Origin of the sequence: Victivallis vadensis (assembly GCF_003096415.1) — a bacterium.
Taxonomy (GTDB): domain Bacteria; phylum Verrucomicrobiota; class Lentisphaeria; order Victivallales; family Victivallaceae; genus Victivallis; species Victivallis vadensis.
In genome coordinates, this window is the sequence record NZ_QEKH01000009.1 from 24,185 (window position 1) to 40,635 (window position 16,451).

Here is a 16,451-nt window from a genome sequence, read left to right on the forward strand (position 1 = left end):
CATTTTTGAAAATCACGAAAGATTCCAATCTATGATGAAAGCAATTTTAATCACATTCGTCTGCCTGCTCGGACTTGTTCTACATGCAGAAATCAAAGTGGACAAACCCGGGTACGTCATCCGCATCAGTGAAGACGGCACTCGCCTGCTTGGGATTATCGCCAAATCCTCCGGCAAAGTCATTGCCGCCGATGTCGATCTCTGGGAGATGGTGCTGAATAACGACCGGAAATTCGGGCCGGTTGATTTTTTCAGCGCGTCGTCCGGCGGCACGTTCTCGCATCGGCAGACAGACGACTGTCTGGTGCTGGAGTTCCGCTCTGCCGAATGCTCCTTCGACATCGTTTTTTCGCTGCGCGATCAGGAATTCGACTGCGAAGTCGTAAATCTCAAAAACACCCGGAACGCAATTCAATTCATGGCGGTTCCTGCCCGCTGGACATTCCCGACGGCGGAGATGAAACGCTTTGTATTTCCCAGTCAGGCCAACTGGTCGATGGGGATCTGTTTCCTGCCGTCCTTTTTTGAAAAACGCGCCGAAGACGATGTGATTCACCGCATTGCGGCAGCGCCGTTTCCGGGCATGGCGCGGCTTTTCAACAGCCGGACCATTCCCGCCGACGACCCGAACTCCCGCCTGAAATCCCATATGGTTGCAACGGAACAGGGAAAATCCCTCTATTCGCCGGAGGAACAGCGCGACCTGACGAAAAAGGGATTCCTGCGCATCTCCTACAAACAGAGCCGCCCGGAAGCATTCGAGCTTGGCCTGATCCGCACTCAGAACGAAAACCGCCCGCTGCTGATCGGGACGCAATTCGGCGGCAGTGGCTATCTTTTTCAGTTCCAGTTCACCAATCAGAACATGATGGAGCGCACCCCGCTGGTCGAGTCAATCATCTTCAACACCATGAGCGCCTTGCGCCGCCGGAACGGCGGCCTGATCGACGGCAAAGCGTTTGTCTTGATCGATTACCCCAATATGCCGGCGATGGTGACCGGCTTCGATCCGGTTTCACTGGATATGACGGACTGGCGCAAACTGGTTCGGAAATACTCGGAAAAATTCGGCATCGAGGTGCGCACGGTTCGAAACCTCGCGGAACTCCGCGCCGCGCTTCGGGATCACGCGGTCGGCACCATCCTCAATCCGTACGGAAACATCTTCCCGTCCGACGATGCGGCGAACTTCGGCGACGATCTCGAACTCGTCCGTTCCTATGTGAAAAACGGCGGAGTCTGGTGGGAGGTCGGCTCCCGCTCCTTTGAAAAACTGTTGCGGAAAGATTATTATTCCGCCTATGACCGGCAGGGACGCTATCCTTCCGCCGCCGCCGATTATGCCTGTGCGGAGTACGGCAATGATCACGCCGTCGCGCTGTTCGGGGTTCAGCCGACCATGCGCTTCCCGTACGATAAGGAGCGCGCCGCCATTCCCAAGGCATACGCTCTGCGGGGCGGAGAGAAGGGAGCGGTTTTCGTCCATCAGTGGGTCATGTGGGTCGACGCAAAATCCAAACGTCCGTGGAACTCCTCGCCTTACCGCGTCTCCTTCCGGCACCCCGATGCGAGGCAGGGGCTCCTCGCCTATGAAAAGACGCTGGAGCTGAATAAGAAGATCGAGGATAAAATGCCGCCGGCCGTTCTGGAAAAGATGAAGAATTCCATGCTGATCTGCTTCTGGCACGACAACGCCCAGTCCAACATCCGCAGCTGCAAAATTCTGCCGAAAAACAACATCGCGCACTTCATCGGCGCTCTGGCCAGCCGTTTCGACGCCAATTACCCGGAGCATCTGCCGCCCTCTTCATCCTGGGGCACCATGGATGATCTGCGTGAACTCGTCAAAGTCGGTCATGAAAACGGCCATCTGCTCATGCCCTACACCAATACCACCTGGTGGCTTCCCCATGAGAACGGTCAACTCTCCCCCAGCCAGCAGAAGTGGGACGACCGCAAACAAGAGGTCATGGCATTGAAACAGGACGGTTCGCCGATGTGGCGCAAAGGACGCACCGGGCGCGGCTGGGCGTTAAATTTTTATCATCCTTATGTACAGCAGGCGAGTTTGAAAGTCACTAGACAGTTCGCCGAAGCTGGCTGCGACATGATCTTCATGGATGAAATGGGCGGACACCCGTGGACGATGACCTGGAATCCGGACGAACCGTGGCCGGCGACGGCGCTGGACGGACGTATTTCGATGTGCTGGGATTCTTCAAAAGTGCTGCCGACCGCAACCGAAGAGGGACATGACCGGCTGCTGAATTTCAACACCCTGTTCTGCGGCGGGACATGGAAGACATTCCCCAACAAACAGTTCGAGTCCCAGCGCTACAAGCATCAGTTCCGGCCGTCAGACTGGCAGTATTACCCGGCCTTTCTCTTTCTCGGGCACGACCGGGCGTTCTTTACGGTACACGATCTGCTGCAGCGTTATGAAGGATTTGAAGATCTCTCGCTGGCTCTGGCGCTGGGATACAAGATGAAGGATGCGATCAGTTTCAATTCTTCCTCCGAGAGGCTGCAGTGGTGTCATTTTCTGGACGCCGTTCAGAAAACCGTGGCCAGGGAGTATGAAGGGCAGAAGTTGATCACCTTCCGCTATCCGCTGGAGAATACCCGTCTGCCCTATCGCAATTCGCTCGTTTTCGCCGAATACGGCAACGGCATCCGGATGGTGTGCAATCACAGCGATCAGGAAGTTCCGTTGGATCAGCTTGATCTGCCTTTCGCGGAAGAGGAGATGGCCTATCTGAAAAAACAGACGCTCCCGCCTTACGGTTTCTACGTCTCGACCTCACGCGGCAGATGCGGCTACCTCCGGCAGGACGGCAACCGGTTCGCCTTCGCCATGGCGCCGGAAGCAGGCGCGTACCGGGCGGCGATCTTCAATCCGTCGGATTGCAGGACCTTCCTGCTGCCGGACAACGCCCTCTGGCCGACCGGAGAATTCGATTTTTCCGCCGGGAAATGGCGGGTGGAGCGCCGCGACGGCCAACTGGCACTCACGCTGCCCGCCGGGGGAACGCCCGACAAACCGGCCTGGCTCTTCACGCATTACGATCCCGCCGCCAAGCCTGCCGCCGCCGTCTTCCCGCTGATCCGGAACGGCGCGGTCGTTTCCGGTCAGAAAGGGGTGCGTATAATTGCCAATACGACACAAGCTCGCCCGAATGAGCCGCTGGCGTTTCACGGCGATGCGGCGCCCGGAATCCGGCTGACGGTGCCGCAGCAGGGAAATTCAATGAGTTTCATCGCTGACGTGACAGCGACCGGACTGCCGGAAAAAGGGCTGATGACGCTGGTGAGCCGCACCGGCTGCAACAACACGTTGGGCATCGATGCGAATGGACGGGTCGTGATGACGATGTGGTACGCCGACCGGAAAACCCAGAACCACGTATTGTCGAAAACCCGCCTGAAAGCGGGTGAAAAAGCGCACATCGCGGCGACGATCGAGGAAGAGAAAGGACAGACCACGCTGCGGCTTTATATCAACGGTCGCCAGGAAGCCGTCCGGACAACGCCGCAGCGTCCTTTTCCCTATTCTTCCCGGCTGCTGATCGGCAGCAAATTCCGGGGGGAAATCGGCAATCTCTTCTGGGCGGACGGCTGCCTGAGCGAGGCAGAGCTCCGCAAGATGCAGGAGCCCCTGCCATGAGTTACGATCTTGTCGTCGTCGGCGGCGGCATCGCCGGGATCGCCGCCGCGGTTCAGGCGGCGCGGCAGGGATGCCGGGTGGCGCTGGTCGAGAAAACCGCGCTGACCGGCGGACTCGCCACCGCCGGGCTGATCAATGTATTTCTGCCGCTTTGCGACGGCAACGGGCATCAGGTCAGTTTCGGCCTTGCCGAAGAGATGTTGCGCCGGAGTCTGAAATACGGCCCCGGTGAAATTCCTCCGCGCTGGCGCGATGAACGCGACGCCGCCGAACGCAAACGTTTCATCAGCGTTTTTTCTCCGGCCTCGCTGGTGTTGGCGCTGGATGAGCTGCTGGAGGAAGCGGGAGTGACGGTCTATCTGGACACGCTGGTCTGCGCGGCGAAAACTGCCGGGAATCGCCTTACGGGAGTTGCCGTCGAAAACGAAAGCGGTCGCTTCACGCTCCGGGCCCGGCAGTTCATCGACGCCAGCGGCAGTGCGGTTCTCGGGCGCCGGCTGGGGCTGCCGGTGACGGCCGGCGAGAATTATTTCTCGCTCTGGGCACTCGAATGCGTCCGGGGGAAGATCGAAATGAACATCGGCGCGGTATACGGCAACGGAGCTGCCACCGGCAAATTCAGCGACGCGGCGCTGGCGGAGTCCGGCTGGTCGCGACAGCGTCTCGCAGAACAGAAGCAGACCGGCATTGACGGCAGACTGGTATCGGAGTATTTGCTGAAGACACGCGGTTATCTGCGTGGTTACTATCGCCACTGCTATCGGCAGGAGGAAGCGACCCGGGAATCACTGTACCCGGTAGCGCTGCCGATCATGCCGCAGTATCGCAAAATCTGCGCGATCCAGGCCGCGGAAACCATGCGGGACGGTCAGGCGAACCGGCACGTGCCGGATTCCGTCGGGCTGGTTGCCGACTGGCGGCGAGCGGGCTCGGTCTGGGAGGTTCCGTTCCGGTCGCTGTATTCGGCATCAGGACCGGAAAACCTGCTTTTTGCCGGCCGCTGCATGGGAGCAGTCGGCGACGCCTGGGAGGTGATGCGCGTGATTCCCGCGGCGGCGGTGACCGGGCAGGCCGCCGGCATGGCGGCGGCGCTGGCGCTGCGCGACCGGCTTCCGCTCCGGGAATTGTCCGTCGAACGATTGGGCGACGAGTTGAAGCGCCGGGGGATTCCGCGGCATTTGGAAGAACTGGGATTGACGGAACCATGTCGGAAAGAACGATGAGAAATCAATATCCTCCGCTGCATTCACTGCGGCCGATGCCCTTCTGGGCCTGGAACGGCGAACTGACGTTGGAGCGGCTGCGGCTCCAGATCCGGCAGATGAAGGAGATGGGATTCGGCGGATTCTTCATGCACTCCCGATTCGGGCTGAAAACCGAATACCTCGGCGAACGCTGGTTCGCCTGCGTCAAAGAGTGCATCGCGGAGGCCGCGCGGCTGGAGCTGAGTCCGTTTCTGTACGACGAGGATCGCTGGCCGTCCGGCTACGCGGGTGGAAAACTGACGGCTCTGCATCCGGAATACGCGCAATGCGGAATCGATTATGAATTCTGTTCGCCGGAGAAAAGCGTCCCGGAGTCGGACATCGCCTGCTTCGCCCTGCAGCTGGAGGGCGAAACGGTTGTCGGCTGGCGACGGGTTGAGCCGGGCGCGAAACTGACGGATCAGGAACGCTTCTGTCGCTTTTTTGAAGTGCCGGCTCCGGTGTCCGAGTCGTTGAACGGCGGCAGTTATATCGACACCTTCAACCCGGCGGCGGTTCAGGCATTCCTCCAATTGGTTCATGCGCGATATTGGGAAGAGCTGGGAGAGGAACGGGCGCTGGTGCCGGGCATTTTCACCGACGAGCCGACGTATAACGGCTTCTGCGGGAAGCTGCCATGGTCGAAACTCCTGCCGGAGCGCTTTTATGAAACCTTCCACGTGCGCCTTGAGGAGCATCTGCCGGAACTCTTCTTTGAAAAAAACGGCAGACCGGAGTCCAAAATCCGGTTGGATTTCTATCGCCTGATCACCCGGGAGTTCGTCAATGCCTATTCCCGGCAGATCGGCGACTACTGTCGAGCGCACAACCTTGCGTCGACCGGACATGTGCTGGGGGAGGATGATCTGTTTTCCCAGACACAGGCCATCGGCAGTGCCATGCGTCATTATGAATATATGGAAATTCCCGGCATCGACGTGCTGACCGAGCACTGGCAGTTGTATCTGGCCGCCAAACAGTGTGTTTCCGTCGCGCGCCAGCAGGACAAACCGATGCGCCTGGCGGAACTCTACGGATGCACCGGCTGGGATTTTCCGCTGGAGGGACACGTTGCGATCAGCGACTGCCTGAATGTGCTGGGGATCAATCTGATGGTGCCGCATCACTTCTTCTACCAGATGGGAGGAGAGAGCAAACGGGATTATCCTGCCAGCATTTCACCGCACTCCCCCTGGCACTCGATCTATCGGGCTGTGAACGACCGGATTGACCTGATCAACCGGACATTCGCACCAACCCGGGAAGTTCGGCGCATTCTGGTGATTCATCCGCAGGAGTCCATCTGGTTCGGGCGGCCGCTGGAGGCCTACGGCAGAGAGCAGGCCATCAACCGGAACGGCTTTTTCCTTCATACCGGTGCGGAAAAAAATGCGGAGATGAACCGGGCGCAGGGAATCACCGACGAACTGCTGCGCCGTCATCTGGATTTCGATTTCGGCGACGAAGATCAGCTGGCGCGCTGGTACCGGGTCGAGCCGCGCGTGCTTCATGTCGGCAAAGCCGCATATCAGGCGGTGGTCATACCGGAACTCCGGACAATCCGCCGCTCGACGCTGCAGGTGCTGGAGGAATTCGTCCGGCAGGGTGGTGTCGTTTTTCATCAGGGCGCGGTGCCGGATTTCGTGGACGGTCTGCCGGACAGAGCGGCGGAAGTTTACCGGTACTTTCGGTCGCTGAACTATGCCGATCTGGAGGAATTCCGGGACGTTTCATGTACGCTGCCGACCGGAAACGAGGCGGAGACGATGCTGTATCGGCTGGGCGAAGGCGATGACAGAAAGGTGCTTTGGTTGTGTAACACCTCGGTCCCGCCGCAGCCGGACATTCACGCTTCTCCGGCGATTCGCGATCGGATCGCAACTTTGAGCGATGTACAGATTTCGTGGCGGATTCCCGCAGATTATCAGATTTACGAACTGGATGTTGCAAGTGGGAATTCCATCGCGGTCGAAACGCGCCGGAAAGGCGGGCTGACGTGTTTCTCCTGCGATTTCGATCGCCTGCAGAGCCGCATATTCATCGCCGTTCCCGAAGCGGCTCTTCCCGCTGTTTCAGAGCCTCCGCGCCGGATCGGAGAGCTGCCGGGAATCCCCCGGCGCGGACCATTCCGATACGAGCTCTCGGAGGAAAATCTGCTGGTTCTGGATCACCCCCGCTGGGCGCTTCCAGACGGGGAATGGCAGCCGAAAACGTATGTGCTGCTGCTCGATGCCGAATTGCGCAAACGCCTCGGCTTGCCGCCGCGCTCCATCATGGCGCGGCAGCCGTGGGCTGATCAGGAACAGGGCGGGGAACAGCCGATGCTCCGGCTGCGTTACACCATAAACTGCCGTCGGGAATTCCGGCAGGTGCGTCTGGGGATCGAATGTCCGGAACAGTGGCGATTCTCCTGGGACGGCGTCCCGTTTGAAGCGGTCGATCGCGGCTACTGGTGCGATGAAGCGATTCGCGCGCTGGAACTGCCTGCGCTGACGCCGGGACGACATGTGCTGGAATTGACCACGCAATTCGGCAAAGAGACGGCGCTGGAGAGTCTTTTCCTGATCGGCAACTTTGCGGTCAATGTCCGGGATGAGCTGGAAGAACTGCCCGAAGCGCTGTCCGAAGGCGACTGGACACGACAGGGATTTCCGTATTACGCGGGCAATATCACCTATCACTGGGACTTCGAGGCGGCTGGAGAAATGCGGCGGTTCGATTTTTCGGACTGCGTCGGGACGGCGTTCGGCGTGTCGCTCAACGGCGAACCGGAACGTCCTTTCGTGGCGCCTCCCTATGAGTGTCGGATCGAGACGCGGCCGGGACGCAACCATCTGGCATTTCAGGTGTACGGCAGCCGGAGAAACGCGCTGGGGCCGTTTTATCACCGCGGCGTTCCTTACCTGATCACGCCGCGCACTTTCCGGGAATATGAAGGTTCCTCCAGACAGCTGCATCATTGCGGAATCGCCTGCGGCAAGCGCCGGAAGGTGCAGTCATGAGCGCTTCGCAGCTGCTGGTCGGATATGCATCCGCAACACTCACCGTGCCTGATCCGGTGCATTTGCTGGGACAATTTCATATGCGGCTGAATACGGGCGTGCAGGACGACGTTGCCGCACAGGTCATGTTTCTGGGCAATGACGCGGACAGCGTGATTTTCGTCAGCATCGACACGGAGGAAATTCAACCGTATCTGGTGACGGAAGTGCAGCGGAAAGTCCATTTGCGAAACGCCCGAATACCGGTGGAGTCGCTGCTTCTCCATGCGACCCATACGCACGGCGCGCCGAGTTACCTGCGGGACGACCATCCGGGGCTGGCGGAAGCGGCGCAGTTTCCTCATCCCGGCTACGTCATACCCTCCGGCGATTCCTATCGGGCGGAAATGACCGACCGTCTGGCCGAAGCGATTCTGCGAGCGTGGGACAACCGGGCGCCGGGCGCAATGGCTTACGGATACGGTTATGCCACAGCGGGGCATTGTCGCCGGGTCTGCTATTATCGCGAACAGTCCGGCCGAACCGGGATCGCCCGCAACGGCACTTGCGTGATGTACGGTTCCACCGACACCGCCGAGTTCAGCCATTTCGAAAACGGTGGCGGCGATGCGATGATGCAGGTTCTCTATACCTTTGACCGGCATCGAACATTGACTGGGGCGGTCATCTGTCTTCCCTGTCCGTTTCAGCTGGACGAGTCGGACGAGCGGACGACAGCGAGCTTCGCGCACGAAATACGCGAAACCATTCGCAGCATTCATCCGGAATTGCCCGTACTGCTGCTGAGCGGAGCGGGCGGGGATGTATCACCGCGCATGCTGTATGCGAAACAGGCGGAAGATCGACGATTCCGGCTGAAATACGCCGGAGAGACAGCGAAAAGCAGCGAATACTTCCGACGCCGCGACATTGCAGAACGGGTAGGCGCCGCGTTTGAAGAGATTCTGAGCTGGGCGAGCCGTGAGTTGGACTCGTTTCCGAAAATCCGGCACTTGCGGGAAATCGTGCCGCTTCCCGCACGGCAGGTATCCCTCTCCGAATATGAATATGTCAAAACCGTCCGGGCCGAATGGGAACGCGCAGGCGAGTGGAGCGCCGATGACGGCAGCCGGGAAGAAGTGCTGCGGCATAATTCAACACGGCAGAGTGTGCTCAATCTGGCGGACGAGGTCTTGCGCCGGTACGAGCGGCCGGTGGTGGCATGGGATGTCGAAGTCCATGCGATACGCCTCGGCGATTTTGCCTGTGTCACGGTGCCGCTGGAACTGTATCAGGATTATCACTACCAGGTGCAGGCAAGAAGTCCGATGACGCAGACCATGGTTGTGCAAATGGTAAATGATTCTCTGGGGTATCTTTCGACGACACGTGCTGATGCGGGCGGGGGATACAGTGCTGGATATTTGAATAAAGTATCGCCGGAGGGCGGACGGATACTGGTCGATCGGCTTCTGGCACTGCTGCTCCGGACAAAAGCTGATGAATAGTTGCATTGAAAACAAGATTTTTCACCCAAAAAACGCCGATCATTACGAAAATAACTTGACAAAACCTGATATGGAAGGAATCAATATGAAATACACGGTCGTGATAAAAAGCGTTCTGCTCGGAAGCGCTATGCTTCTGCACGGCGACACGGTGCCGCCAGGGGAAAGGAGTCCGGACAAGGCTGTTATGATGAGAAATATCAATATCGCGCCGATGTTTCCTGCGCACAAAAACGAAATCTGCCGGGACATCGCCAAATTGTACGAGCAGGGGATTATCACTGAAAATGCGTTCATGATGAAACTCAATCCGGAAGGCACACCGCCGGTGGATCCGGTATCGGAGGCCGCGCAGAATTTTCAGGAAATGCGCGCGGAACTCCGGAAATACGCACCGCTCCGGGTGGGGATTCTGATTCAGGCGAGCATCGGCCATGGCTATTGGCGGGATTCTCCGCCGGCGGACTTTACCCGAATGGAAACGCTGGCGCCGGACCAGCCGGAGGCTCTGACGCACATTGTCTGTCCTTACGATCCGAAAGTCCGTTCTTACCTCAGGGGAATCGCCGTCAAACTGGGGCATCTGAAACCGGATTTCCTGCTGATTGACGACGATTACCGGATCATAACGGGGCGTTACGGATGTTTTTGCGCGCTGCATATCGCCGGATTCAATCATCTGACCGGCAACTCGTATACCCGTGAAAGTCTGAGCGATGCCGTGCGGAACGATCGGCGTGTCGCGCTGGAATACGAACGTTTTCTGGGGGAAACATTCGGCGAAGCGCTGAGTGAATTCCGCGCGGCGCTCAATGAGGCTTCGCCGGGAACCAATATCTATTATTGTTCTTGCACCCGGGATCTGAAATTCTCTGCGGACTTCGCCCGCCGTCTGGCCGCGCCGGGGCAGAAGCCGGTGATCCGGCTGAACAATGGGCGGTATTCACGGGAAACGATGCGGGATTTTCCGCTGCGAATGTATACGACTGCGGCGATGATCGATTATCTGAACGGCGGGGAATTCGAGCTTTTGTCGGAGCCGGACACCTGTCCGCACAATCAATATGCCACTTCGGCGGCGCTGCTGAACTGCCACATGGCCGGTTCCATCATGGAGGGTGTAGCGGGAGCAAAACATTGGATTACGCCGCTGGCCGCTTACGAACCGGAATCCGGAAAGGCATACCGGAATATTCTGGCCTCCTATCGGGGATTTTATCAGGAACTGGCGAAATTGCAGCGCCGGAAGCAGGATCTGGGGGTGACAATGGTGCTGCCGGGCAGAAAATTTCAAACGCACAGCGTTTTTCACAATGAATCCATCGATGCCAAAGTGGAATTCGTGGTTTCGATGACGCGTCTGGGAGTGCCGGGCAATTACAGCAAGGCGTCGGATACGGTTTCGGTATTGAATGTCGAATTCATCGACAGCTGGAGCGATGCGGAAATCCGAGCCATGCTGGCGCGTGGCGCCATTCTGGAAGGCAGCGCGGCCTTGCGCCTGGCCGAACGCGGTTTCTCCCGGGAGCTGGGTGTGGACGTAAGCCCCGGCATTGCCGCCAAAACCACTGTGGAGCAGCTGAGCGACGGCCGTCCGCTGCGTTGTCAGAGCGGCACTCTGGTCACGCTCAAACCCCGTTCCGGTCAAACCCGGGTGTTGTCGACGTTGTATAGCGAAAGCCGGAACGGCGCGAAGCGGACGCTGCAGGCAATATCACCGGGCATGATCCGCTACCGGAACGTGCTGATTTTCGCCGGCTCACCGGTGCGTCACATCTATTGGCCCGATCATACGGCGTTTCTGAATGAGACCCGCAAAAAAGCAGTGCTGGAACAATTGACGCAAATGACTGAGGTTCCTGTTCTGTATGCCGGGCCGGACGATATCGCCGTCAAGCTCTGGCTGGTCGGCAATCAGGTGATCATGCCGGTCATCACGCTGGGGCGTGACGATATGCCGGAAATGGAACTGACGGTAAGCCGGATGCCGATTCGGGTGGAAAGCCTGCAGCCGAAAGGCGACTGGCGGGAAGTGGCGTTCCGCCGGGAAACGCCGTCGCGGATTGTCCTGGAGGAGGAATTCCGGGCGACCCGCCCGTATGTGCTGCGCTTTTCATATTGAAAGAAAAATCATTATGAATATCAAAAAACTTGGAAAACTCATCATGTGCATCGCCGTGGCGCTGCCGTTGGCGGTCCCGGCGGAGGAAAACCGCCTTGCCGGAATTTTTCCGGAATGGATCAAAACGGTTGCGCTGGTCGCTCCCGCCAGTCCCGGGACATCCAGAGAAAAGGTGGACGCGGCAATCTCTCTGCTGAAAAAGGCGGGAGTTAAAGTAAAAGTCATGCCGAATGCCCGCGAAGGTGAACCGGCAGGATATACCTCCATCCCGGCGGAAAAACGGGTTGCCGATCTGGAACGGGCGTGGCTTGATCCCGAAGTCGATTTGATTTTATGCATCCGCGGCGGAGTCGGAACCATCGACATCGTGGAGAAACTTGACTGGGCTAAACTGCGCACCCGGCCCGATCTGCCGGTTTTGGGATTCAGCGACATTACGGTTCTGCATATGGCCATGCTGAAGGAGAAAGCCGGGCATCCCTACGCCTCCGCATCGCTGCTGGCTCTGCCGGATGTGGACGAAGCCAGTTTGAAGAGCATTCAGGCGGTTCTGCATGGCCGGGCGCCCGAACCGGTCGTCCTCACGCCGCTGCGGGGAGGAGAAGCCTCCGGTGTGGCGCTGGCGGGACACCTGCGGCTGCTGGAAACCGTGAGCCGAACCCGTTTCCGCCCGGAAACGCGCGGTAAGGTGATTTTCATCGAATCCCCCGATCTTGCGCCGGTCGAGGCGGAGAAAGCATTGACGTCGCTTCGACGCTCCGGCTTTTTCGACTCCTGCGCCGCCGTGGTTTTCGGGCGACTGAGTGGCTGCGGAGAACGGGAGGAAGCTGTGATGCGTGACTTCGCCGAAGAAGTGAAGTGTCCGGTTTATATGGGCTTCCCCTACAGCCACACATCCCGCAATCAGATGATCGACCTGTTTGGCAAAGTTATGATCGACGCTGCGGGGCGGCTGCGACGCTGAAAACCGCAGCCGCCCACATGTCGGGGGGATCCGCCCGACCTGCTTTATTGGGAAGTCCCCTGGAAAAGAAATTACCTTGCCTCCGAAACTCAAAAACAGGAGGTGCCTATGAAAGCAACTGTCCCGCCACCGCCTCCCGGTAAATTTCGTTATTTTCGTATATGCCCAGTGAGCCCCATGATGATGAGGATATTAGCGGGGGAGTTTTGGAAAAATTAGAGTCAGGAAAGATGATGTCGTCTGGCGGTTATTGCCGCCAGACGGCTTTCCTTTTCATAATAGCTCATTGACTACTTTGCTTCGCCCTGGAAATCAGCGAATCAATCTGTCCGGCCGGAGTGGAACTCAAACGTGGGAGAACATCTTCAAGGCATTTGCTTTTGCAAATGCCTTGAAAAATATTAAACTTTTAAAATAGCAATATTTCAATGAATGTGCAATATGGTTGATAGGTTTTCAAAAAGTAAAGTGCAGAAGCGCAAGTTCACCACCTTCTTCGCATAATTTCTTAAAGCGATAGAAGCTGTCACGAGAATAACCGAATACTTTACAGGCTTGGCTGACATTGCCTAATTGGCGGCCAAGCTCAAGAACTCCAAGCTTCGGCTTAATGAGCTTTGCGTCCGAGTTCATCTGATTGACCTTTCTTTTTATTGATGCATTTCAATATAGCACCTGTTTTGAGTTTTGTCAGATGAAATATTAACTTTTACATTTTACTCAACAAACAATAAGGGCGATGTCGGCCTTTTTTTCCATTTCATCGCTGGATTTTTCCCATTATAAGCTCGTTCTTGTCAAATATCGTCGAAGAACCATATTAGCGCCCATTTATACAGCGGGAACCGCGTTCGGAATGCGTGCCCGATGCGGAGAAGTAATATCCCGAAGTCAGCGCGGCCCCCGAAGGCGGTAGTGATCAGCGGGACTGGTTACGGAGGACATTTCAGGGTGATACAAACGCTTTGGTCGCCGAAAGCGAATTCCGGGTGTTCAACTCCGGCGCACGACTTCGGCATAACTCAAAGGGCCGCCGAAGATGTCCAATGCCGAACCGATCGTGTAGCCGATCCGGCCGTTTCCGGCGCGGCGCACCTGTTCGATATCGTCGAAATTGCGGATGCCGCCGGCGTAGACGCACGGAATCGGCGAGTGTTCGGCGAGAATGCCGAGCAGCTCCGCGTCGATGCCGGACTGCCTGCCCTCCACATCCACCGCATGCACCAGAAATTCACAGGCGTAATCCGCCAGTTGGTTCAGCGTCGCCGCATCCACCGCCAGAGTGGTGAACTTCTGCCAGCGGTCGGTCACGATCCGGTAGCCTCCCCCCGGCAACCTGCGGCAGGAGAGGTCCAGCACCAGACGGTCGCGCCCGGTCGACCGGAACAGCTTTTCCAGACGGTCGCGCTTCAACTCGCCGTCGGCGAAGATATAGCTGGTCACGATCACCTGTCCGGCTCCCGCCGCGAGCCATTCCGGCGCGTTTTCGGCAGTTACGCCGCCGCCGACCTGAAGCCCCCCCGGATAGGCGGCCAGCGCCCGCTTCGCGGCTTCGTCGTTGCCGGGGCCGAGCTTGATCACATGGCCGCCGGTCAGGCCGTCGCGCCGGTAAAGCTCCGCGAACCACGACGAATCGTGTTCCGCGACAAAATTGGTTTTGACCGTGGATTCCGAATCGGACAGCGTGCTTCCGACGATCTGTTTGACCTTGCCGTCATGCAGGTCGATGCAGGGGCGAAACAAACTCATTTTTCCGGCAGCTCCAGTTTGCATTCGACGCCCTCCGGCGCTTTCGCGTCCACGCGGAACTCTCCGTCGCGGTTGGTCCAGCGCACCTCGATCCGGCCGCGGGGCGTCTCATGGCACATATTGAAAAACTCCAGCTGCGGCACCGGATTCGGGCGCAGCGTCACTTTTGAAAATCCCGGCGCGTCCTCGTCCGGCGCCAGCCCGCCGAGGTAGCGGAAGCTCCACGCGGCGACGTCGCCGAACATGATGTGGTTCCGCGAAGCCTCGCCATGCCAGTTGCCCCACAGGGTCGTCGCCCCCTGCCGCAGCCAGTGAATCCAGCCGGGGTACTCCGGCTGCGTGAACATCCGGTAGGCGGTTTCGACGTAACCGGCGTCGGCCAGCGCACGCGGCACCGCCTTGCTCCCGAGAATACCGAAGTCGGGAATATAACGATGCTCCCGCACGATCCGGTCCAGCCGCGCCGCGATCACGGCGCGTTCCGTCTCCGGCGCGACACCGTGAAACAGCGCGCCGCCGAGGGAAGTCATCTCGTCGTGCGCATAGCTGCCGTCCCCGTTGTAATAGCGGCGGTTCACCGCATCGCGCACCCGCGCAGCGCGCGCTTCCAGCTCCGCCGCCACCGGGCGGTTCAGCCGGCGCGCGAACTTCGCGGCCAGCCGGGTGCAGCAGTACAAATAAAAGCTGTCGGTCAGCTCCGCCGGGGCCATCCGGGCCGGATCGACGTGGTTCCAGTCGCCGAGGCCGAAACAGACCAGATCGTCCGTCGCCCGGTCGAAGGCGTAATCAAGATAGCGCAGCATCGCGCCGAAGTGCGTTTCAAACGCCCGCCGCCGCCCGGTGTAAAGGTAGATCGTCTCCGGGATCACGAAGAGCGCCGCGTCCCATGCCGGGCCGCTGCCCCAGTTGTACCCCCACCCCGAAGTCGGGGCGATTCCCGGCAGCTGGCCGCTCGGTCGCTGGCAGTCGGCCAGCGTATCCAGCCACTGTTCGAGGCTGGTCGCGGCATCGAAGCAGCAGAGGCCGGTTTCGCAGGCCAGCTGGGTGTCGCCGGTCCAGCCGTTCTTCTCGCGGTGCGGGCAGTCCGACGGAATCCCGACGAAGTTGCCGCGGTAGGTTTCGCCGGTCGCCTGCAGCAGTTGATTGAACTCGGCGGCGGAGCTTTCCACACTCCCGATCTGCGCGAACGAGGTGTACACAAACTCCGCCGTGACCGCTTCCAGCTCGGCGTCAGTGTCGATCTGGCAGTACTGGAAACCGTGGAAAGTGAAGCGCGGCGCCCACTCCTCCGCGCCGCCGCCTTTCAGGATATAGCGGTCGAACTGGTTCTCGCCGGAGAGCACGAATTTGCCGATATGCTCCTTGTCGACATGCCCGTCCGCAAACAGCCGCTCGCCGTAGCGCAGCTCCACCGCCTGCCCCGCTCTGCCGCGCACCCGGATGCGGCACCAGCCGGTCAGGTTCACGCCGAAGTCCGCGATTATCGCGCCATCCGGCAATTTCGTCAAAGTGACCGGTTCGATCCGGCGCATCACCTTGCAGGGGGGGGAGGTCTGTTCTTCGAGGATGCCGCCGGGCGGAGCCAGCTCAAGCGGGGATTCCCAGCCGGAGGCGTCAAAACCGTTCTCGCACCAGCCGGGAAGTTCCAGCCGGGCGTCGTAATACTCGCCGTTCCGCAGCGAATCGAAGGTGATCGGGCCGGAAGCGGTGCAAAGCCAGCTCCGGGCGGAGGTGGTCAGCCGGAGTTCGCCGCCGATGTAGAGTTTCAGCGCGAACTTGCACTTGTCGAGCCAGGTGGCGTGATCGAAATTCCACACATCTTTCGCGGGGCAGTTGAACCAGCCGGTGCCGAGAATCACGCCGACGGTGTTGAGACCGGGCTTCAGGTACTCCGTCACGTCGTGGCGGACGAAGCGCACGCGACGGTCGTAGACGGTCACGATGGGGTCGAGCACCTGATCGCCGACCCGGCGGCCGTTCAGGTACAGCTCATAAAATCCGACGCCGGAGATCAGCAGAACGGCGGGGGAGAGTGCGGATAGCTGAAACTCGGCGCGGAAGTGCGGCGCGCCGCCGGTGACGCCGGAGCCGATCCATTTGACGTGATTGAAATCCATACGATGTTTTTTCCTTAAAGTATTCGCCGCCGGGTGCTACCCGGTCGTGGTCCAGCGGCGAAAGCGCTGGCCGTCGGAGACACCCGTGGGCGAAACGCCCAG

The 16,451-nt window shown here is 59.1% G+C and carries 8 protein-coding genes and 1 pseudogene; 6 read left to right on the forward strand and 3 right to left on the reverse strand.

What is annotated here, in order from left to right; genetic code table 11:
• The first annotated feature begins 31 nt into the window (after positions 1-31).
• The 6 genes from C8D82_RS06810 to C8D82_RS06835 all read left to right on the forward strand — a co-directional run bounded on the left by C8D82_RS06810 (position 32) and on the right by C8D82_RS06835 (position 12,483).
• The gene (locus tag C8D82_RS06810; protein WP_165832887.1) at positions 32-3,664 is read left to right on the forward strand and encodes a LamG domain-containing protein; all 3,633 of its coding nucleotides are present in this window, start codon (positions 32-34) and stop codon (positions 3,662-3,664) included.
• Complete coding sequence (locus tag C8D82_RS22100) at positions 3,661-4,887, forward strand: FAD-dependent oxidoreductase (RefSeq protein ID WP_116883526.1); 1,227 nt, start codon at positions 3,661-3,663, stop codon at positions 4,885-4,887. The genes C8D82_RS06810 and C8D82_RS22100 overlap by 4 nt, the downstream gene beginning before the upstream one ends.
• A complete protein-coding gene (locus C8D82_RS06820) occupies positions 4,884-7,910 on the forward strand; it encodes a type 1 glutamine amidotransferase family protein (protein WP_116883527.1) in 3,027 nt (1,008 codons plus the stop codon). Before C8D82_RS22100 ends, C8D82_RS06820 begins: the two co-directional genes overlap by 4 nt.
• Positions 7,907-9,397: a hypothetical protein gene (locus tag C8D82_RS06825; RefSeq protein ID WP_116883528.1), complete on the forward strand. Its 1,491-nt coding sequence runs from the start codon at positions 7,907-7,909 to the stop codon at positions 9,395-9,397. Before C8D82_RS06820 ends, C8D82_RS06825 begins: the two co-directional genes overlap by 4 nt.
• A 187-nt stretch (positions 9,398-9,584) precedes the next feature.
• Positions 9,585-11,519, forward strand: a complete 1,935-nt coding sequence (locus tag C8D82_RS06830) for a hypothetical protein (protein WP_133245097.1) — start codon at positions 9,585-9,587, stop codon at positions 11,517-11,519.
• A 13-nt stretch (positions 11,520-11,532) separates the two neighbouring features.
• Complete coding sequence (locus C8D82_RS06835) at positions 11,533-12,483, forward strand: LD-carboxypeptidase (RefSeq protein ID WP_165832888.1); 951 nt, start codon at positions 11,533-11,535, stop codon at positions 12,481-12,483.
• A 474-nt stretch (positions 12,484-12,957) separates the two neighbouring features.
• Here the strand turns inward: C8D82_RS06835 and C8D82_RS06840 are convergent.
• The 3 genes and pseudogenes from C8D82_RS06840 to C8D82_RS06850 form a co-directional block, all read right to left on the reverse strand.
• A pseudogene (locus C8D82_RS06840) lies at positions 12,958-13,116 on the reverse strand (helix-turn-helix domain-containing protein); the annotation flags it as partial.
• Positions 13,117-13,476: 360 nt separating this feature from the next.
• Positions 13,477-14,232 carry a phosphoribosylformimino-5-aminoimidazole carboxamide ribotide isomerase gene (gene hisA, locus C8D82_RS06845; protein WP_116883531.1) on the reverse strand — a complete coding sequence of 252 codons (756 nt, stop codon included), beginning with the start codon at positions 14,230-14,232 and terminating at the stop codon, positions 13,477-13,479.
• The gene (locus tag C8D82_RS06850; RefSeq protein WP_116883532.1) at positions 14,229-16,349 is read right to left on the reverse strand and encodes an alpha-L-rhamnosidase; all 2,121 of its coding nucleotides are present in this window, start codon (positions 16,347-16,349) and stop codon (positions 14,229-14,231) included. Before C8D82_RS06850 ends, hisA begins: the two co-directional genes overlap by 4 nt.
• Between the last annotated feature and the right edge of the window lie 102 nt (positions 16,350-16,451).

What these genes read in the sequence shown, in the direction of transcription:
- C8D82_RS06835 (WP_165832888.1), top strand. Translation starts at nt 11,533, where the DNA reads ATGAATATCAAAAAACTTGGAAAACTCATCATGTGCATCGCCGTGGCG.
- C8D82_RS06850 (WP_116883532.1), bottom strand. Translation starts at nt 16,349, where the DNA reads ATGGATTTCAATCACGTCAAATGGATCGGCTCCGGCGTCACCGGCGGC.
- C8D82_RS22100 (WP_116883526.1), top strand. Translation starts at nt 3,661, where the DNA reads ATGAGTTACGATCTTGTCGTCGTCGGCGGCGGCATCGCCGGGATCGCC.
- C8D82_RS06810 (WP_165832887.1), top strand. Translation starts at nt 32, where the DNA reads ATGATGAAAGCAATTTTAATCACATTCGTCTGCCTGCTCGGACTTGTT.
- C8D82_RS06825 (WP_116883528.1), top strand. Translation starts at nt 7,907, where the DNA reads ATGAGCGCTTCGCAGCTGCTGGTCGGATATGCATCCGCAACACTCACC.
- C8D82_RS06820 (WP_116883527.1), top strand. Translation starts at nt 4,884, where the DNA reads ATGAGAAATCAATATCCTCCGCTGCATTCACTGCGGCCGATGCCCTTC.
- hisA (WP_116883531.1), bottom strand. Translation starts at nt 14,232, where the DNA reads ATGAGTTTGTTTCGCCCCTGCATCGACCTGCATGACGGCAAGGTCAAA.
- C8D82_RS06830 (WP_133245097.1), top strand. Translation starts at nt 9,585, where the DNA reads ATGATGAGAAATATCAATATCGCGCCGATGTTTCCTGCGCACAAAAAC.